General features: G+C 71.1%; 21 protein-coding genes. 10 read left to right on the top strand and 11 right to left on the bottom strand.

Features of this window, described 5'->3' with window-relative positions; translation table 11 throughout:
* Positions 1 to 72 precede the first annotated feature (72 nt).
* Both VFX14_13735 and VFX14_13730 read left to right on the top strand, forming a co-directional pair.
* Positions 73 to 2,610 (top strand): mechanosensitive ion channel domain-containing protein, encoded by a 2,538-nt coding sequence (locus VFX14_13735; GenBank protein HEU5190743.1) that lies wholly within the window; start codon positions 73 to 75, stop codon positions 2,608 to 2,610.
* A 59-nt stretch (positions 2,611 to 2,669) separates the two neighbouring features.
* Positions 2,670 to 3,143 (top strand): DNA starvation/stationary phase protection protein, encoded by a 474-nt coding sequence (locus tag VFX14_13730; GenBank protein ID HEU5190742.1) that lies wholly within the window; start codon positions 2,670 to 2,672, stop codon positions 3,141 to 3,143.
* A 33-nt stretch (positions 3,144 to 3,176) separates the two neighbouring features.
* On the opposite strand, the gene VFX14_13725 is transcribed toward VFX14_13730, so the two are convergent.
* The 8 genes from VFX14_13725 to VFX14_13690 are packed head-to-tail and all read right to left on the bottom strand — an operon-like array spanning position 3,177 to position 9,350.
* The gene (locus tag VFX14_13725; protein ID HEU5190741.1) at positions 3,177 to 3,713 is read right to left on the bottom strand and encodes a GDYXXLXY domain-containing protein; all 537 of its coding nucleotides are present in this window, start codon (positions 3,711 to 3,713) and stop codon (positions 3,177 to 3,179) included.
* On the bottom strand, positions 3,710 to 4,906 hold the full coding sequence (locus tag VFX14_13720; protein HEU5190740.1) for a DUF2157 domain-containing protein: 1,197 nt from the start codon (positions 4,904 to 4,906) through the stop codon (positions 3,710 to 3,712). Before VFX14_13720 ends, VFX14_13725 begins: the two co-directional genes overlap by 4 nt.
* Before the next feature lie 21 nt (positions 4,907 to 4,927).
* Positions 4,928 to 5,446 carry a GNAT family N-acetyltransferase gene (locus VFX14_13715; GenBank protein ID HEU5190739.1) on the bottom strand — a complete coding sequence of 173 codons (519 nt, stop codon included), beginning with the start codon at positions 5,444 to 5,446 and terminating at the stop codon, positions 4,928 to 4,930.
* Between the two features lie 20 nt (positions 5,447 to 5,466).
* The gene (locus VFX14_13710) at positions 5,467 to 6,747 is read right to left on the bottom strand and encodes a hypothetical protein (GenBank protein HEU5190738.1); all 1,281 of its coding nucleotides are present in this window, start codon (positions 6,745 to 6,747) and stop codon (positions 5,467 to 5,469) included.
* Entirely contained in the window at positions 6,744 to 7,748 is a 1,005-nt protein-coding gene (locus tag VFX14_13705; GenBank protein HEU5190737.1) for an alpha/beta fold hydrolase, read from the bottom strand. The genes VFX14_13710 and VFX14_13705 overlap by 4 nt, the downstream gene beginning before the upstream one ends.
* A gap of 16 nt (positions 7,749 to 7,764) precedes the next feature.
* Entirely contained in the window at positions 7,765 to 7,992 is a 228-nt protein-coding gene (locus VFX14_13700; GenBank protein ID HEU5190736.1) for a hypothetical protein, read from the bottom strand.
* A 21-nt stretch (positions 7,993 to 8,013) separates the two neighbouring features.
* On the bottom strand, positions 8,014 to 8,301 hold the full coding sequence (locus tag VFX14_13695) for a hypothetical protein (GenBank protein ID HEU5190735.1): 288 nt from the start codon (positions 8,299 to 8,301) through the stop codon (positions 8,014 to 8,016).
* Entirely contained in the window at positions 8,301 to 9,350 is a 1,050-nt protein-coding gene (locus tag VFX14_13690) for a hypothetical protein (protein ID HEU5190734.1), read from the bottom strand. Before VFX14_13690 ends, VFX14_13695 begins: the two co-directional genes overlap by 1 nt.
* Before the next feature lie 20 nt (positions 9,351 to 9,370).
* On the opposite strand from VFX14_13690, the gene VFX14_13685 reads away from it, so the two are divergent.
* Positions 9,371 to 10,642, top strand: coding sequence for an NAD(P)/FAD-dependent oxidoreductase (locus tag VFX14_13685; protein HEU5190733.1), 1,272 nt, complete (start codon positions 9,371 to 9,373; stop codon positions 10,640 to 10,642).
* A 40-nt stretch (positions 10,643 to 10,682) separates the two neighbouring features.
* Positions 10,683 to 12,263: an alpha-glucan family phosphorylase gene (gene glgP / locus VFX14_13680; protein ID HEU5190732.1), complete on the top strand. Its 1,581-nt coding sequence runs from the start codon at positions 10,683 to 10,685 to the stop codon at positions 12,261 to 12,263.
* Here the strand turns inward: glgP and VFX14_13675 are convergent, their stop codons facing one another.
* Together VFX14_13675 and VFX14_13670 are read right to left on the bottom strand one after the other, a co-directional pair.
* A complete protein-coding gene (locus VFX14_13675) occupies positions 12,264 to 12,731 on the bottom strand; it encodes a tetratricopeptide repeat protein (GenBank protein HEU5190731.1) in 468 nt (155 codons plus the stop codon).
* Positions 12,731 to 13,963, bottom strand: coding sequence for an MFS transporter (locus VFX14_13670; GenBank protein ID HEU5190730.1), 1,233 nt, complete (start codon positions 13,961 to 13,963; stop codon positions 12,731 to 12,733). Before VFX14_13670 ends, VFX14_13675 begins: the two co-directional genes overlap by 1 nt.
* Positions 13,964 to 13,979: 16 nt before the next feature.
* Here VFX14_13670 and VFX14_13665 point away from each other — a divergent pair, with 16 nt between their 5' ends.
* The 4 genes from VFX14_13665 to VFX14_13650 are packed head-to-tail and all read left to right on the top strand — an operon-like array spanning position 13,980 to position 16,069.
* Positions 13,980 to 14,714 carry a sulfite exporter TauE/SafE family protein gene (locus VFX14_13665; protein ID HEU5190729.1) on the top strand — a complete coding sequence of 245 codons (735 nt, stop codon included), beginning with the start codon at positions 13,980 to 13,982 and terminating at the stop codon, positions 14,712 to 14,714.
* Positions 14,715 to 14,749: 35 nt separating this feature from the next.
* Positions 14,750 to 15,151 carry a thioesterase family protein gene (locus VFX14_13660; GenBank protein ID HEU5190728.1) on the top strand — a complete coding sequence of 134 codons (402 nt, stop codon included), beginning with the start codon at positions 14,750 to 14,752 and terminating at the stop codon, positions 15,149 to 15,151.
* A gap of 2 nt (positions 15,152 to 15,153) precedes the next feature.
* On the top strand, positions 15,154 to 15,609 hold the full coding sequence (locus VFX14_13655) for a MaoC family dehydratase N-terminal domain-containing protein (protein ID HEU5190727.1): 456 nt from the start codon (positions 15,154 to 15,156) through the stop codon (positions 15,607 to 15,609).
* Positions 15,610 to 15,616: 7 nt separating this feature from the next.
* Positions 15,617 to 16,069, top strand: a complete 453-nt coding sequence (locus VFX14_13650; GenBank protein HEU5190726.1) for a MaoC/PaaZ C-terminal domain-containing protein — start codon at positions 15,617 to 15,619, stop codon at positions 16,067 to 16,069.
* A 4-nt stretch (positions 16,070 to 16,073) separates the two neighbouring features.
* On the opposite strand, the gene VFX14_13645 is transcribed toward VFX14_13650, so the two are convergent.
* Positions 16,074 to 16,604, bottom strand: coding sequence for an NUDIX hydrolase (locus tag VFX14_13645; GenBank protein HEU5190725.1), 531 nt, complete (start codon positions 16,602 to 16,604; stop codon positions 16,074 to 16,076).
* Between the two features lie 32 nt (positions 16,605 to 16,636).
* Between VFX14_13645 and VFX14_13640 the strand changes: the two genes are divergently transcribed.
* Positions 16,637 to 17,197 (top strand): circularly permuted type 2 ATP-grasp protein, encoded by a 561-nt coding sequence (locus VFX14_13640; GenBank protein HEU5190724.1) that lies wholly within the window; start codon positions 16,637 to 16,639, stop codon positions 17,195 to 17,197.
* Positions 17,194 to 18,420 carry a Zn-dependent hydrolase gene (locus VFX14_13635; GenBank protein HEU5190723.1) on the top strand — a complete coding sequence of 409 codons (1,227 nt, stop codon included), beginning with the start codon at positions 17,194 to 17,196 and terminating at the stop codon, positions 18,418 to 18,420. Before VFX14_13640 ends, VFX14_13635 begins: the two co-directional genes overlap by 4 nt.
* Positions 18,421 to 18,423: the final 3 nt, after the last annotated feature.

The following is an 18,423-nucleotide window of genomic DNA, read 5'->3' as shown; positions in this document are numbered from 1 at the left end:
TCTGCCGCTCCCGCGCACCCGAAGCGGGCGGTATGATCGGCCCATGACGCGCCGGAGCCAGCCCTGACGGTCATGCGCGTCCCGCTGATTCTCGTCCTCGTGCTCGCGGCCGTGCTTCCATGCGGCGCCGCGCGCGCGCAGGCGCCCACCCCGCCCACGCCGCCCGCCGCCCCGACGCCGTCGACGACCACCCCCGCGGCGGCGCCCGCCCCCGCGACATCCGCGGCCCCCACGGCGCCCCAGGCCATCCCCGCCCCGGACATCGTCCGCCGCTCGGAGGAGGTGTCGGCGCGGCTGCGCGGCCTGGAGGAGACTCCCGCTCAGCGCGCGGAGATCGAGGCCATCGAGCGCCGCCTTCCCGCGGTCGCCGAGGACGCGCGCAGCCGCGTCGATCCCACGCTCAAGGCGCTCGCGGCCACGCCGTCCTCCGGGATGCTCGACAACTTCGTGAGCCCGCTCCTCGCGGCGCGGGCCCTCCTCAACGGCTGGGCGGCCACGCTGAGCCGTCACGCCACGCAGGTGGAAAGCAATCTCGCCGAGCTCGGCGCGCAGCGCGCGGCCTGGCAGGCGACGCGGACCGAAGCACGGCGTACGGGCGCCCCCACCGCGGTGGTCGGGCGGGTGGAAGCCACGCTCAACTCGCTCAGCGGCGCAGAAGCGACTCTGAAGACCCGGCGCGCGCACGTGCTGCTGCTGCAGGACCGGGTCTCGCAGGAGACGGAGGGCGTGGAGAACCTGCTCGCGCGGATCTCGGCGGCACGAGAAGCGTCCGAGCGCCAGCTGCTCTCCCGGGACCGCCCCCCGATCTGGCAGGCGGTGCGGAACCTCGACGCGCTCCGTGAAGTCCCGGCCCGAGTGCATCAGTGGCTGGATGAGGACAGTGCGACCCTGCGGCGCTTCGGCCAGTCGCACGGGGCCCAGATCATCCTCCACGCGCTCCTCTGGATCACGCTCTCGGTGGGCTTCCACCTGGTGCGGAGAAGGGTCCCCGCCAAGGTGGATGCCGATCCGCGCCTGACGGAGGCCTCGCGGCTCTTCCGGTATCCGTTCGCGATGGCCCTCCTCCTCGCGCTGTTCCTGTCCCCGTGGTTTTATGGCGTCCTGCCGCGCCCCGTGCGCACCCTGCTCTTCCTCATCGGCGTCTTCCCGGTGCTTCGCGTCTACACCGTGCTCGCCCCGCGGTCGCTGCAGCCGAGCTTCGTCGCCCTCACTGTCTTCTTCGTGATCGAGCGCCTCGACGACGTCGCCGAGGTGGTACCCCTCTTCAACCAGCTCCTCTTCCTGGCCGAGATGCTCGTGGCCATCACGCTGATCGTGGCGCTCCTCTTCTCCTACCGTCGCCAGCCGGACGAGTCGCCTCTGCATCTGGCGCGCGCCGTGGCCATGCTCATGCTCGCCGCCATGGCATGCGGCTTCCTCCTCGGCGCCATCGGCTACACACGGCTGGGACGGCTGCTCGGGTCCGGCGCCCTGTCCGTCGGGTACTACGCGATGCTGCTCCAGGCGCTGTTCCGGGTGACGCAGGCGCTGCTCACCTATGCGCTCCGCGTGGGGCCGCTCACCTATCTACGCCTCGTGCAGCAGAACCGGCTCCTGATCGAGCGGCGTCTCGGGCACATTCTCTGGTGGCTGTCCGTGGCGGGGTGGGTGCTCCTCGTCCTCGGCAATCTCGGGCTCATCTGGAAGGCCAAGGCCCTGACGGTGGCCCTGTTCGGCCTGACCCTCACCCGCGGCAACCTCAACCTCTCCGTGGGCGACATCACCGCCTTCGCCCTCACGGTGTGGCTCTCCTTCCTCGTGTCACGCCTGATCCGGTTCGTGCTCGAAGAGGACGTGTTTCCCCGCCTCCCCCTGGCCCGCGGCGTGCCGAACATGGTGTCGACGTTGCTTCACTACAGCATCCTGCTCCTCGGCCTGATCCTCGCCATCGCCGCCATGGGCATGGACCTCACCCGCGTGACGATCCTCGTGAGCGCGTTCGGCGTCGGCATCGGCTTCGGCCTCCAGGCGGTGGTGAATAACTTCGTCTCCGGCCTCATCCTCCTCGTGGAGCGCTCCATCCAGGTCGGCGACGTCATCCAGGTGGGCGACCTCAGCGGCGAGGTCCGCTCCATCGGTATCCGCGCGAGCATGGTCCGCACCGGCGAGGGCGGCGACGTCATCGTGCCGAACGGCACGCTCGCCACCGAGCGGGTGATCAACTGGACCCTGTCCGACCGCACCCGACGCGTCGATCTCCGACTCCGCGTCCCCTTCGGGACGGATCCCCAGCGCGTGCTGAACCTCCTCAAGGACGTCTGCGCCAATCATTCGGGCGTACTGCGGGATCCCGCGCCGCTGGTGTTCTTCAACGGCACCGGCGACAACGGCCTCCTGTTCGACGTGTGGGCGTGGACGCCGCGTATCGAGGACTCGATCGCGCTCCGCAACTCGCTGGGTCTGGAGGTGCTCGCCGCCTTCAAGGAGGCGGGGATCGAGGCTCCGGTTCCGCGGCTCGAGATCAGGATGCCGGAGGGTACCGCCGCCGCGCTCGATGCCCGCGTTCCGGGGGCCCCGGCGCCTCTCCGCGGGCCCGGCGTGACGCCCGGGCCCCCTCCGCCGGCGTCGTAGTATATCGTCGCAACCGCGAGGCGCCGGCACGCAACTAAAGGGGTAAGGGAGGGACACGCATGAAGCCCAAGATCGGAATCGCCGACGACATGCGCAAGGGCGTGGTGGAGCTCCTCTCAACCGTGCTTGCGGATGAATACGTGCTCTACACCAAGACGCGTAACTACCACTGGAACGTGGAGGGGATGCAGTTCAACGACCTCCACAAGTTCTTCGAGGCCCAGTACGAGGCGCTCGACGAATTCATCGACGAGGTTGCGGAGCGCGCCCGGAGTCTCGGCGGCCGCGCCCTCGGCACGCTGGCCGAGTTCAGCCAGCGCACGCGGCTGAAGGAAGACCCCAAGAAAACGCCCGACGCCAAGCAGATGCTGGCCAACCTGCTCGCCGACCACGAGAACCTGATCCGCGAGCTCCGGGCCGATCTTCAGACCGCGCAAGACAAGTACGGCGATGCCGGCACCAGCGACTTCTTGACGGGCCTCATGGAGAAGCACGAGAAGATGGCCTGGATGCTCCGCTCCTATCTCTCGTAGGGGCGCGACTCGTCCAGGGTCGCGCCCGAGTCGTCACGGATAGGGCTTGCCGTCGACGAAGAGCCGCTCGAGGAAGGCGCGGCCGTCGTCGGTGATCGCCACCTCCGCTTCCCGCCGACCCGGAGGGGGATTCCCCTTCCCCTCCGGGACGTAGTAGCGCTCGATTCCATACTCGATGCCCAGGGGGCGGGGCGACACGCGCCCCAACTGCGGCGCATACATCACCCGTCCCACGATGAAGCGGCCGACGCTGGACGGCAAGGCCGCGCGGTCCAGGCTCGCCGCCGCCGCCACGTACGACCCGTTCTTTTCCACGAGCGCCACGTACACGGGATGGCCGATGTCGCGCCACTCGGGCGGGCGCCCGACGAACTGCGTCTCGCTGAGGGTGGAGATCGCGAAGCGCAGCGCGATGAAATCGCCGCGCAGCACGTCGCGCGGGTCGACGGGCAGCACCTCCAGCCGCACGTGGGTCGCGCGGGCGCGCGCCCGCTCGAGGGTCGCGCCCCAGCCGAGGAGCACGAGGGCGTGCAGCAGGACGAGCGCGACGAAGAGCCATCGCCGCATCATGTCGCGGCCTCCCCACGCCGCGTCATCCGGCGGCGCATGCGCTCGAGCGCCCATCCGAGCCCCAGCACGAGCGCGCCCGATGAGACGAAGAGCGCGCTCGTCTGGAGCATGGTGCCGAAGAGGTCGAGGTAGCGGACGAGCGCCTGCGCCAGCAGCGACACCACGCCCCAGTTGATCCACGAAGTGCGGCCCCACCGGGCGCCGAAGAGCACGAGGCCCAGCGAGACGCCGAATGTGAGCGCCCAGCTCGCATAGCGGAGGGCATTCCACACGTAGAGCGGCGCCCCTCTGGCCACCAGCACCTGGACGGCGGCGAGGCACAGAGGCAGGAGCAGCAGCAGGGCCAGGCAGGATCTCCGGGCTCCCGGCGGCGCGTCGGGCAGCCGACGTGCCCCGATCAGGAGGGCCGCCACTCCCAGCAGCGTCCACACGCCGATCGCCACCGAGGCGCAGCGGCACGAGTCGAGATTGAGCTCGCGGTACAACGGGAAGCCGAGCGCGATGAGAACCGTGAGGGTCAGCGCGATCCCCGCTTGCTCGAGGAGCTGACGCAGCCGTCGATACATGCCGTCGCCGTGGAGCATGCCGAGGCCGAGGAGCACCAGGCCCAGCGTACCGAACGCGACGCTCCAGAGGATCGGCGCCCGCTCCAGCGCGCCGCCGAGCAGGGTGCCGCGGTCGGTGGCCTGCATGGAGAACCACGCCACGATTCCGCCATACGCGAGCGCGCCGAGGGCGAGGCTGGGCCGAGCGTAGGCGGCGGGCAGCAGGAGCAGCCACCAGAGCTCGACGGCGTCCGCGGGGCGGCCGGACAGGTTGTAGATCTGCCCGATGAGCGCGATCCCCAGGAGGAGCATCGCGCCGCCGATCACCGCGAGCCCTTCACCGAGCGCGATGTAGCCCCGTTCGCGCACCCGGAGGCCGCCCCAGTGGGCGGCGAGCATGAGCGCGACCAGCCCACCCAGCTTGACCCAGCGATGAATGGACTCCCAGTTGTGGGCGATGACGAGCGCGAGCCCGGCCGCAACCAGGCCGCCGCCGATGCGGCCGAAGAGGGCGGCGGGACGGGAGAGCCACCCCGCCTCGGGCGGATAGCGGGCGAGGATACGTGCGCCCTGCTCGGCGGACACGAGTCCCTCGCGGATCCAGCTCTGGATCTCGGTGGCCAACCGAGTCGGGAAGCGATCCGCCACGTCCGCGCGCCCCGTCGAGCGCTATCCGCTCCGGCCCAGTTTCGCGAGTGGCGCGCCGGTCAGGCGCGTGAGAATCCACTCGCGGCGAAAGCGCGCGCCCAGCCGCTTGTAGAAGCCGATGGCCGGGCGGTTCCAGTCGAGCACCGCCCACTCGAGGCGGCCGCAGCCGCGCCGCACCGCGATGCGCGCAAGCGCGGCGAGGAGCGCGCGTCCCGCGCCCTGTCCGCGCTCTTCGGGCAGCACGAAGAGGTCCTCGAGATACAGACTCGGCTTGGCGAGGAACGTGGAGAACGTGAAGAAGTAGAGGGCGAAGCCCACGGGACGCCCGCCCCGACGCGCGATGAGGGTCTCGAAGTAGGGGCGCCGGCCGAAGCCGTGACGCCGCACACCCGTCGCAGTGGCCCGGCACTCGTGGCGGAGCCGCTCGTAGTCGGCAAGACCCCGGATGAGGGCGAGGATGGTGGGCACGTCGCGCGCAGTGCCCGGACGGATCGACAGCGCCCCGCCCGCCGCACGGCCCCGCGCGCGTCGCGCCTTCACCGGCGTCCGCGCCGCGCGCCTCAGCGATGGCTCCAGTAGTGGCCCGGATGGGGGCGCTTGGCGAGGCGGCGCTCGAGCAGCGCCTCGCTCCGCTCGACCTCCCCGGCCCGCAGGGCGGCCACCAGCAGCGTGTCGTGGAAGACCTCGCGCTGGGCGTGGCTGCCCCCGATCTCGACGATGCGCGACTCGACGGGCGCGATACGTGCGACCGCCTCCGCGTGCTCGCCGCGCGCGAACGCATGGAGGCCCTCCAGCAGCGGCACCACCACCTCCGGCAGCGTGGCGTTGCGCGTCTTCTTCGCCCGCGCGCGCAGGCGCTCGAGCTGGAGCTCCGCGTGCGTCCAGTCCCCCGCCGCGGCCAGCGCCATGCCCACGTGGAGGTCGTGGAAGAGCAGCAACGGCATGTCGAGCCAGCGCAGCGCGGCCGCCCCCAGATGCCGCCACCGCGCGGGATCCGGCCGGTCGAAGAGATCCAGGCGCCAGGCCAGCGCCACCGAGTCCTGGAGGTCCGAGCCGACCGTGATCGCGATACGGCCGAACACCGATTCGAACAGGGCGGCCGCCCGCTCGTAGCGCCCGGCGGCGAGGTGCATGAGGGCCAGATGCCAGAGGAGGTGATTGCGGAAGTAGCCCAGGTGGTCGCACGGATGGATGCGCGGCGGCAGGGCCTCGACCCCGTGCTCGTTCTCACCCGTTTCGTAGAAGACGTGGGCGGCCGCGTGCACCGCCCAGGCGTCGCGGGGGTTCAGCGCCATCGCCCGCTCGGCGAGCGGCAAGGCCTCCGTGTAGCGCCCGTTCTCCTCGAGGCTGAAGGCATGGAGGCCCAGCATGAACGAGTCGTCCGCGAAGGCCCCGCGGATGGCGTCCGTCAGCTCGAGCATCTCCGCCGAGCGGCCCTGCCAGAAATAGATGAAGTACAGACGCTGGAGCAGGAGCATGTCGCGTGGGTGCTCGGCGAGCAGCGCGCGGATCGCGGGGATCGCGTCGTTGCCGCGCCCGCCCACCCAGAGGGCGAGGGCGTCCACGCTCCCGCGCTCGCGCGGGGTGAGCGGCGAGGCCGACGCCGCCGCCACCGCGCGCTCCATCTCCGCGCGTCCCTCGGCCAGGCGCTCGTCGAGATAAAGCGTCACCGCGAGGCCCGCGCGTCCCAGCGCGAACCCCGGATCGGCGGCCACCGCCCCCTCGAACGCGGCGACGGTGTCGGCGCCGAAGCCCAGCAGCGCGTGTACGCCGCGGTCGTAGGCATCGGCGGCCTCGCGCGAGGCGGTGGTCAGCTCGAGGCCGTAGGCGTCACGGATCACTGGGGCATCCTAGCAGAGGGTCCGAGGTGTCGCGCGAGGAACTCCACCGCCCGCCGTTCCGCCCACGACGGTCCCGCGCCGCCGCCCTCGAGAAAGCCCGCGTGGCCGCCCTCGGCGGGGAACACCGCTTCGAGCCACGGCGAGCGCTCCACCTCCGCGCGCGGCAAGGTCCCCGGCGGGATGAAGGGATCGTTGACGGCGCTGATCAGCAGGGTGTGGCGACGGATCTTCGAGAGATAGGGCCCGCTGCTGCACCGGCGCCAATAGTCCTCCTCGTCGGCGAAGCCAAAGATCGGCGCGGTCACCAGGCGATCGTAGAGGCGGAAGGTCCGTGCGCGCATCGCCGCGCGCACGTCCACGCGCTCGCCGTAGAGCGCGGCCTTCGCGCGAACCTTGGGCTTCATCGTCCGGAGGAAGTGCGCGGTGTAGAGGAGGCGGTTCAGACCACGGTCGAGCACCGCCGCGCACGCGGCGAGATCGAAGGGCACCGAGATGGCCACCGTGGCGGTGACCTCCTCGGGCACCGTCTCGCCCCCCTCCCCCAGCCACTTCAGGATGACGTTGCCCCCCAGCGAGACGCCGGCGAGACCGATGGGCGCGCCGGGAGCCGCCGCGATGAGGCGCCGCACCACGAACTCGAGATCGGAGGTCTCGCCCGAGTGATAGAGGCGGCCCAGCCGGTTGAGCTCGCCGCTGCACGAGCGGAAGTGGACGACCACGCCGCGCCATCCCGCCTCCTCCACCAGGCCCATCAACCCCAGCACGTAGTGCGACTCGGACGAGCCCTCGAGGCCGTGGAGCACGACCACGCAGGGCGAGCCCGCGCGCGCGGGTGAGGCGGCCAGCCAGTCGAGATCGAGGAAGTCGCCGTCCGGGGTGTCCCACCGCTCGCGGCGGAAGGCGGGACGGCGCGGGCGGCGCCGGAGCGGGCCCCACAGGCTCTGCAGGTGCCGCCCCCGCAGCCACCAGGGAGGCCGGTAGTCGGCGGGGGCGGCAGTCACGCGGTCGAGGGCGCCGCTACTCCTGGCCCTCGAGAATGAGCTTCACGACCTGCGGGGCGATCTCACGCGCCCGCTGATCGAGCTGGGCCTCGGAGAGATTGGCGATGGGATGGGGCATCGCGAGGAACTTGTACGCGGGCAGACCCCACGACTGCGCCATGGCGCGGCCGGTGGCCTGGAACACGTCGGTCACGATGGACGCCGCGGGCACGCCGTTCTTCTCGAACAGGATTCCGTCGAGCACACTGCCCGACGAGCACGACCCTCAGTCGCCGATGCCGGCGACGATGACGTCGACGGACCGTTTGGCCTCCTCGATGATCTCGGCGTGCGCGGGCACGCTGGCGTTGTGCTTGCGCCACATCTTGCACTCGGCGGCGCCGTACTCGTTGATGAGCAGCTCCCCGATGCGGTGCAGGAGCCGGTCCGAGTTGAACTTGGTGTTCTCGACGAGACCGACCCGCCGGCCCTTCAGCGAGTCGGGCCGCGGCACGTACGTCAGCGGCTGCTTCCGCGGCTCGACGGTGGGATCGAGGATCTCGATCGGTGCCATCATGCCCTCCTGTCCGGAATGACCTTCGTCACTGCCTGCGACGAGCGCCGCCCGCCGGCCCAGCCGGGAATGTAGGACGAGAACGCGCCGGCCCGTCCGCCCGCCGCGACGACCATGAGGTCGTCTGGCTGCGCGAGCAAGGACCGCATCGTCTTCTCATCCTGCGGCGTCACCGCGCCCGCCATTCGCTCCATACGCTTGATGTGCGCGACGCTGTTCTGGGTGTTCTCGAACACGAATTTCTGGATGTCGGCCTTGGACCAACCGCCGGTGGCGATGGTCCGCATGTGCTCGCCCGCCAGCACCAGGACGTACTGGGGCTGCCCGTTGGTGCTGTTGTGGTGGCGCATGTCGTCGCACACCGTGCGGAGCAAGCCCTCCGGCGTGCTCGAGAGCTGGTTGTACCACTGCCGCGGCGCCTCCGCGGCGAGCACCGTCACCGCGCTCTCTCCCGGCTTGCATCCGCGCTGGACGTGTAGCGGAACCCACGGGCTCTCCGCCTCGTTCTCCGCGATCACGTAGCTGTACTTGCCGGGATGCCCGAGCGTGCCGCGATCGAGGAGGCCGGGCAGCGTGCCGATGACATTCCTCATGACGAGCCGGATCGCCCGACCGATGGTGGCGTTCGGGCGCCAGCCCGGGCCGAACAGATTGTCCTCACAGTTCATTTCGAGCCGACGCGCGATGGGGCCGTTGACGATCAGCAGCGGTCCCGCGCCGCCCGTCGAGGTCGCGGGCCCGTGATACCCCCACAGCGGGTCGGCGATCGCCTCCACCGCCGCCACCACCACCGGCATGTACTCGGGGAGGCAGCCCGCCATTACCGCGTTGATCGCCACCTTCTCGGCGGTCACCGCGACCTGGCGGTTGGTGATGAACGCGAGCTGCCCGTCCGGCGCCAGGCCCATCGCGTCGAGCATCTTCTGCACCGCCGCCTCGGTGGGCGGCACCACGGGGAGCCCATCCGTCCACCCTCGCTCGTAGCACAGATCCATGGCCTGGCCGAGGTCGGCGACGACATGGCGCTTGGAGACGAGGGTCGTTGTCATGGCCGGTAGTATACCCGAAGATGAAAGGCATGCCGGACCCCGCCACACCGCACATCGTGATCGTCGGCGGCGGCTTCGCCGGCCTCAGCGCCGCGCGCCGGCTGGCCCATCACAAGGTCCGCGTCACGTTGCTGGATCGCCGCAACCATCATCTCTTCCAGCCCCTCCTCTACCAGGTCGCGAGCGCGGCGCTCTCGCCGGCCGACATCGCGGTGCCGCTGCGCTCGATCCTGCGCGACGCCCCGCGGGTGCGCGTGCTCCTCGCCGAGGTCGAGTCGGTGGACCCGGTCGCGCGGCGCGTGACGCTCGACACGGGCACGCTCGCCTACGACGCGCTCATCCTCGCCGCCGGCGCTGGTCATTCGTACTTCGGCCACGACGACTGGGAGGTGCTGGCCCCTGGGCTCAAGACGCTGGAAGACGCGCTGGAGATCCGCCGGCGCCTCCTGCTCGCGTTCGAGGCAGCCGAGCGCGCGGAGGACGGAGACGAGCGCGCCGCGCTGCTGACCTTCGTGGTGGTGGGCGGCGGGCCCACGGGGGTGGAGCTGGCGGGAGCCTTCGCGGAGATCGCGCGGCACACCATCGCCCGCGACTTCCGCGTGATCGATCCCACCCAGGCGCGCGTGATCCTCCTCGAGGGTGGACCACGGCTGCTCGCGACCTTCCCCCCGGATCTCGCCGACGCCGCCGCGCGCAGCCTGCGCCGGCTCGGCGTCGAGATCCGCACCGAGGCCAAGGTCACGCGCATCACGTCCGATGCGGTGTGGATCGGTGGCGAGCAGATCCGCTCGCGCGCGGTGGTGTGGGCGGCGGGGGTGGCCGGCGCAGCCATCGGGCGCTCGCTGGGCGTGCCGACCGATCGGGCGGGCCGGGTTCCCGTGCAGCCGGATCTGTCGGTGGCCGGGCATCCCGAGGTGTTCGTCGCGGGTGACCTCGCCGCGGTCCCGCTTGCGGACGGCGGGACGCTGCCCGGGCTGGCACCGGTGGCGATGCAGGCGGGGCGCGCCGCCGCCGACAACGCCTGGCGTCGGCTGCGCGGGGAGCCGACGATGCCGTTCCGCTATCGCGACCACGGCACCATGGCCACCATCGGGCGCGCCGCCGCGGTGGCCGCCATCGGCCGCCTCCACCTCTCCGGCCTGCCCGCGTGGCTCGCCTGGCTGGGTGTCCACATCGTCTATCTCATCGGGTTCCGCAACCGATTCCTCGTGCTCGCGGAGTGGGCATGGGCCTACGTGACGTGGCAGCGGGGCGCCCGCCTCATCACCAGGCCCTGGCGGCCCCGCGATTAGGCGCGCCGGCGGAGTACACTGGTCGGGAGATCGAGTCCCGATGCCTCTGGTCGCGTACTTCTCCATGGAGTACGGCCTGCACGAGGAGTTCCCTTCGTATGCGGGCGGCCTCGGCGTGCTCGCGGGCGACTTCATGAAGTCCGCAGGCGATCTCGGGATGCCGGTGGTCGGGATCGGGCTCCGCTGGGCGGAGGGCTACACCGCGCAGCGTATCGGTCCTGACGGCTACCCGATCGACGAGTGGCGCGAGCACCGGCCCGACTTCCTCACCGACACCGGCACCCGGCTGCGGGTGCGCGTGGCCGCGCGCGAGGTGGAGTGCCGCGTCTGGCGCGTGGGGCGGTACCAGATCGCGCCGCTGTTCCTCCTCGAGCCCACCGACCCACGCGATCTCTGGATCACGCGCCGCCTCTATGACACCCGCCCGGACTGTCGCATCGCTCAGGAAATGCTGCTGGGCATCGGCGGGGTGCGCGCGCTCCAGGCCATGCATCAGCCGGTGGACCTCTATCACTTCAACGAGGGGCACGCCGCCTTCGCCGGGCTCGAGCTGATCGCCGACCGCATGGAGGCGGGGATGGACTTCGAGGAGGCGCGGCGCGCCGTCCGCGCGTCGATCGTCTTCACCACCCACACCCCGGTGCCCGCCGGCAACGAGACGCATGCCCTCGCCGATCTGCGTCGGCTCGGCGCGGACTGCGATCTGCTCCCCGCCGAGCTCCGGGCCATCGGCGGCGATCCCTTCAACATGACGGTGGCGGGCCTGCGGCTGGCCCGGCGCGCCAACGCGGTCGCCCAGCTCCACGGCGAGACCGCGCGGGCGATGTGGGCGGGGGTCGAGGGCGCCGCGCCCATCATCGCGATCACCAACGGCGTGCACGCGGGCACGTGGCAGGATCCACGCATTCCCGCCGCACTCGCCAGCGACGGGGCGCTGCGCGCCACCCGCCGCGAGCTGAAGGAAGAGCTGCTCGCCGAGGTGGAGCGCCGTACTGCGGTGCGCCTGGATGCCGACGTGCTCACGATCGGCTTCGCCCGCCGCGCCGCCACCTACAAGCGCCCCGATCTGCTCCTCCGCGATCCCGCGCGGCTGGCCCCGCTGCTGAAGGATCATCGGGTGCAGCTCCTGTTCTCGGGCAAGGCTCATCCCGCCGACCAGGAAGGCAAGGCGGTGATCGCGCTCCTTGTGGAGACGATTCGCCAGTGGCCGGAGTCCATCGTGTTCCTGGAGAACTACGACATGGGGCTGGGCCGGTTGCTCACCCGGGGCTGCGACGTTTGGCTCAACAACCCGCGGCGGCCGCTGGAGGCCTCGGGTACGTCGGGCATGAAGGCGGCGATGAACGGCGGCCTCAATCTCTCCGTGCTCGACGGGTGGTGGCCGGAGGGCTGCGTGCCCGGCGTGAACGGCTGGGCCATCGGAGAGGGGTCCGAGGGCCCCGACCAGGATCGGCGCGATCTCCGGGCCCTCTACGACACGCTGGAGGGCGACGTGCTGCCCGCGTGGGCGGATCCCGCGCGCTGGACGCGCATGGCCCGGGCCGCCGTCACGATGGGTGTGGAGCAGTTCTCCTCGGACCGGATGGTGCGCGAGTACTTCGCGCGGCTCTACACGCCCTGATCACTTCGCCTTGGCGATCTCGTCGGAGAGCTCCTTGGCCCGCCCGCGATCCAGCGGCTTGAGCCGCTCGAGCACCTGCCGGGCGTCGTCCAGCCGGCCCATCTTCACGTAGGCTTCGCCGAGATACTCGAGCGCCTCGGGGAAGCGGGGCTTCAGACGCAGCGCCTCGTCGTAGGCCTTGATCGACTCGGGGTAGTTCCCGGTGTTGCGGAGAGCGTAGCCCAGCTCGTTCCACGCCTCGGCATAGTCCGGCTTGAGCTCGACCGCCTTGCGGAACGAGGCGGTGGCCACCGACCACTCCTTGCTCCGCTTGGCGCGGATGCCCTTGTTGTACTCCTCCTCCGCGGGGGTCGTGACCGGCGCGGAGGGCCGCGGCGCCACTTCATTGGCGACCGCGACCACGGGGGCGACCGCCACGACGGGCGCGGCGAAAACGAGGGCGAGCGCGAGGGCGGCGAGCGGCGTCATCAGCGGTCCTCCATGTCGGCACGTGTGGCCGCGGCGGCGCGACCGCCGGGGTCCGCCCCGGCGCCGCCATCATACCTCCCCCGTCCAGACGGCAGCGAGGCGATGGCGGCGGCGGCCACGCACACCATCCCGGCGAGGGTGAACGCGGCGGCGAAGCCGGCCTGCCAGCCGCGCGTGCGCTCGAGCGCGCCGAAGACCGCGCCGGTCGTCTGCACCCCCGCCACCACGCCGAGGGTTCGGCTCATGAACGCCAGTCCGCCCGCCGCGCCCTGACGGGCAGCGGGAAACGACGTCATCACCCGGGCGAGATTGGGAACCTGGAAGAGGCCGACACCGGCGCCCACGAGCGCGAGCCCCAGCGCCACCGCCGCGTAGGGCGTGCTCGCGGTGAAGCGGCTCATCAGGAGCAGCCCCGCGGCCTCCATCACGAGGCCCAGCGCCATCGGCACGCGGGGGCCCATGCGATCGGTGAGCCGCCCCGCGAGTGGCGACATCGTGGCGGTGGCGAGCGGGGTGAGCATGAAGAACAGCCCGCCGTGCACGGCGTCGAGGCCGAGCACGCCCACCAGGTAGAAGGGCGCGAGTAGCCACACGGCGAACTGCGCGCCGCTCGACAGCGCCGCGAGCCCGAGGCCGCTCAGCACGGCCCAGCGGAGCCACTCCGTGCGTGGCGGAAGCCGCCAGGCGCCGGCGCGCCGGCCGCGGGGCAGCGTCACCGAGGCGATGGCGGCGAGCACGCCGGCAAGGGGGGCGCGATAGAGGAAGACGGAGCGCCAGCCGAGCGTTTCCACCAGCGCGCCGCCGATGAGCGGCCCCACCGCGAGCCCCGTCCCCAGTCCCAGGGCGAGGCGGCCGAGACCGTGGCCGTGCCGCTCGCGCGGGAGGGCCAGCGTCACCAGGGCCGGGGCGGTGCCGTATACCAGACCGCCGCCGATGCCCTGGACCACCCGCGCGGTGAGGAGCCCGCCGAACGACCCCACCGCCAGGAAGCCCACGAAGGCCGCGGCGGAGATCCAGAGGCCGGCGGCGAACACGGGCGCGGGGCCGAGGCGATCCGCGACGACGCCCGCCGCGAACGCCGTGAGGGCATAGGTGAGGACGTAGCACACGATCACCCACCGGATGGCCACGGGGCCGACCCCGAAGGCGGCCGACATCGCGGGGAAGGCGATGTTCACCGAGGCGTCGAGTGAGACGACCAGCGCGCCGAACGCGGCGAGAGCGACGGGCACCGGGCTATACTATCGCGTGCCCGACTTCCCCGGCTGGCTCGCGCTCGGCGTGGCCGCCATCATCGCCTCCTCGATCGGGGGCGTCGCCGGATTCGGCACCGGCGCCATGATGATCCCCGTGATCGCCTGGACCCTCGGCCCCAAGGCCACCGTGCCGGTGCTCACCGTGGGGATGTTCCTCGGCAACGGGGCCCGCGTGTGGTTCAGCCGCGCAGAGGTGAACGTGCGCGTGGCGGGCGCCTATCTCGTGGGCGCGGTGCCGTGCGGGGTGCTGGGCGCCATCGTCTATTCGACCATCGAGGGCGCGTGGCTGAGCCGGCTGCTCGGGGGCTTCCTCCTGATCGCGGTGCCCGGCCGGCGCTGGCTCAAAGCCCGCGGCCTGCGCGTCACCCTGCCCTACTTCCCGCTCATCGGTGGCGTGTTCGGCTTCCTTTCGTCGCTGGTCGGCGCGGTGGGGCCGGTGCTGAGCCCCTTCTTCTTGGGCGCCGGGCTGCTACGCGGCGCGTACGTGTCCACCGACGCCCTCTGCACGGTCGGCAGCTATCTCACCCGCGCCGTGGTCTTCCACCGCTACCACCTAATGACCGAGTCCACCGTGACGGTGGGACTCTACATCGGGATCATCATGATCGCGGGGGCGTGGATCGGACGGAAGCTGCTCGACCGCCTCAGCGACACGGCCTTTCTCCGGCTGATCGAGACCCTCCTCGTCGTGTGCGGGCTGCAGATGCTCCTCTGGCCCGCGCGTTGACCCCGGCGCGCCATTCGCGGTAGAACAAGGGCCCAATGTCCGCGCCCCTCGCGCCCGGCCTCTCCGCCCAGCTCTCGATGACGGTGACGCGCGCGCACAGCGCCGACACCCTCGGCAATACGGGCGTGGCGGTGTTCGCCACTCCCTTTCTCATCGCGTTCCTCGAGAACGCCTCCAACGCCGTCCTCAAGCCCTACTTCACGCCGGGCGGCGGCAGCGTCGGGACCATGGTCGACGTGAAGCACCTCGCCGCCACCCCGCTCGGCATGAGCGTCCGCGCGAGGGCGACGATCCTCGAGGTCGACGGCAAGCGGGTGCTGTTCTCGGTGGAGGCGTGGGACGAGGTGGAGAAGATCGCGGAGGGACGCCACGAGCGGTTCATCGTCCCCGATCTCGGGCGCTTCCTCGAGCGGGCGGCGAAGAAAGGCAAGGCCTGAGCATGCCCATCCAGATCAACACGAGCATCAAGGGCAAGGAGTATCCCCCGTATGTCGTCCACGTGGAGCGGGCCAAGATCAAAGACTTCGCCCGGGCCATCGGCGATCTCTCGCCGTTCTACCTCGATGACGAGGTGGGACGCGCGTCGCCCTGGGGGGACATCATCGCCCCGCCGACCTTCGCCATCACGTTCCGGGACGAGAAGCACGACACCGGCTCAATGCTGAAGGACCTTGGCACCGACATCTCGCGCATCCTGCACGGCGAGCAAGAGTTCGAGCACATGAAGCCCATCCGGCCCGGCGACACGCTGCTCTGCCGGGGCAAGATCACGGATATCTACGAGAAGTCCGGCCGTTCCGGCCCCATGGCCTTCGTCGTGCGCGAGACCACGATCACCGACCCCGACAACGACATCGTCGCCAAGGTCCGCGGCATCACCGTGGTCCGGCTCTGAGGACGTCATGAAATACGCGAAGGTCTACCTCGAGGACGTGGAGATCGGCGCCGAGATGCCCCCGCTCGTCAAGGGCCCCATCGAGCAGATCCAGCTCACCCGCTACGCGGGCGCCTCCGGCGATTTCAATCCCATACACCAGGACGCGGCGTTCGCCCGGGCCGCGGGCATGGGTGACGTGTTCGGTCACGGCATGCTGTCGATGGGCTTCGTGGCCCAGTCGGTCACCGACTGGCTCGGTGTGGGCACGGTGCAGAAGGTCGGCGTGCGCTTCGCCGGGCTCGTCCGGCTCGGCGACGTCATCACCTGCCGCGGCAGGATCGTGGCGAAACGGCCCGCGAAGGAGCCGGGCCGCGGGGCCGGTCAGGTGGATCTGGAGCTCTGGGCCGAGAACCAGAAGGGCGAGAAGATCGTGACCGGCCGCGTCACCGCCGCCTTGCTCTCGAGGGACGATCAGTAAGCGGCTAGGCGGAGCGGAGGAAGTCCCGCAGGGCTTCCTCCGTGGACGGGAACGCGAGCTCGCTCCACGGAATCTTCTCCGGCTCCATCCATTCCACACAGTCGTTCTCATGGCAGGTGGCCAGCGTGCCGCCGGTGACGGCGGCGCGGTACACCACGATCACGATCGGCGAGCGCGGGTAGGAGTAGACGCCGACGAGGCCTCGCAACGCGACCCGCAAGCCCGTCTCCTCCCAGGTCTCGCGGACCGCTGCCGCTTCCACCGGCTCCCCCCAGTCCACGAAGCCGCCGGGGAAGGTCCACTTGCCGTAGGCGGGATTGATGGCTCGGCGCGTGAGCAGCACCTGCCCGTTCTCCTCGGGGATCGTCCCCGCCACCACCTTGTGATTCAGGTAGAAGACGAAGCCGCAACGCGCGCACACCTGCTCGATGCGGCCCTCGGGTGGGATGGGGCGGCGCTCGAGGGCACCGCCGCAGAGCGGGCAGAAGCGGATGCCGTCAGGAGTGAGCTGGCGGAGCGACTCGTTGACGCTCATCCAGCCGCCAGCATACCATCTCAGGACTCGCGATGAAGTGGATTGCCTCCAAGGCGGGCTTCGACGAGGTGTTCGGGCGCCCGAGCGCGCCCCGGTTGCACTACGCCGCGCTCATCTCCATCCTCGAATCGTTCACCCTCGACGACGTGGCGCGCCGCGAGCGCCTACAGCGCCTCGCCCTCATGAACCAGAGCATCACGTTCACTGTCTATGGGGAGAAGGACGGCCTCGAGCGCATCTTCCCCTTCGACTTCGTGCCCCGCATCATTCCCGCCGGAGAGTGGAAGCTCCTCCAGGACGGGCTCGTTCAGCGCATCACCGCCCTCAATCTCTTCCTCCTGGACCTCTACCAGGAGCAGAAGTGCCTGCGCGACAAGGTGATCCCGGCCGAGCTGGCGTTCTCGCGGCGCGAGTACAAGCGGGAGCTGCGCGGGGTGATCCCGCCGCGAAAGATCTTCACCCACGTCATCGAGGCGATCGACCTGCCCGTGTTCCAGGAGATCCCGGCCCGCGCGCGCGGCTGGAGCCATGCGGTGGCCGACGACGCGATCGTCCAGCAGCAGCAACAGCAGCAGCGAGGAGAGCCCGCATGAGGATCGACCGCGCGCGGCTGGCCGCGAGCATGGACGTCCTAGGCCGCATCGGCGAAACGCCCCGCGGCGGTCTCACCCGCCTCGCCCTGACCGACGAGGACCGCCTCGGGCGCGATCTCCTGGTCCGCTGGATGAAGGAGGCCGGCCTCGCCGTCAGCGTGGACCAGATGGGCAACATCTTCGGGATCCGCGGCGGCATGGAGACGCTGGCCCCCGTGCTCATGGGCTCGCACGCCGATTCGGTGCCCACCGGCGGCAAGTACGACGGCCAGCTCGGCGTGCTCTGCGCGCTCGAGGTGCTCCGCTCGCTGGACGACCGGCGCGCGCGCACGCGCCATCCCGTCGGCATGGTGATCTTCACCAACGAGGAAGGCGCGCGCTTCCAGCCCGCGATGATCGGCTCCGGCGTGATGGCCGGCAAGATTCCCCTGGAGGACGCCTACAACACGCGCGACCGCGACGGCAAGCGCCTGGGCGACGAGCTCGAGCGCATCGGCTACCTCGGCCCCGAGCCCTGCATTCCCCGCCCGCTGCGGGCCTATCTCGAGCTCCACATCGAGCAGGGCCCCATCCTCGAGGAGGAGGGCCTGCCGGTGGGCGTGGTGGAGGGCATCGTCGCCATTGCGTGGTCACGGCTCACCCTGGTCGGGGTGCAGGACCACGCCGGCCCCACGCCCATGCGCATCCGCCACGACGCGTTGGTGGCCGCCGCCGAGGTGGTGCGGGGCATCCGCGAGATCCCGCGGCGGGTGGGGGGCGACCTCGTCTCCACGGTGGGCCGCCTCGACGTGAGCCCGAACATCCCCAACGCGATTCCCGGTCGCGTGAGCCTGTCCATCGACCTCCGCGGCCCCGACGAGGCGGACCTCACCCGTGCGCTGGGCATGGTCGACCGCGTGGTGAAGGACGCGGCGCGGCGCGAAGACGTGACCTACACCCTCGAGCACTACTGGCGGGTGCCGCGCACCGACTTCGACCCCGCCGTGGTGAGCACGGTCGAGCGCGCCGCCCGGGCGCTCCCCTGCGGCCACCGGCGGATCCTGTCCGGCGCGGGGCACGACGCGCAATACATGGCGGCGATCTGTCCCACCGGGATGATCTTCGTTCCCTCCCGCGCGGGACGCAGTCACTGCGAGGAGGAGTTCACCGGGCTCGATGACATCGAGCACGGGGCCAACACCCTGCTGCTCGCCGCCGCCGAGCTGGCGGGGGCGCTCGCCTAGGCC

It is taken from the genome of Candidatus Methylomirabilota bacterium (assembly GCA_035764725.1).
Lineage (GTDB): Bacteria > Methylomirabilota > Methylomirabilia > Rokubacteriales > CSP1-6 > DASRWT01.
The sequence above is the reverse complement of the archived record's forward strand: the minus strand, read 5'-3'. Positions and strand labels throughout refer to the sequence as shown.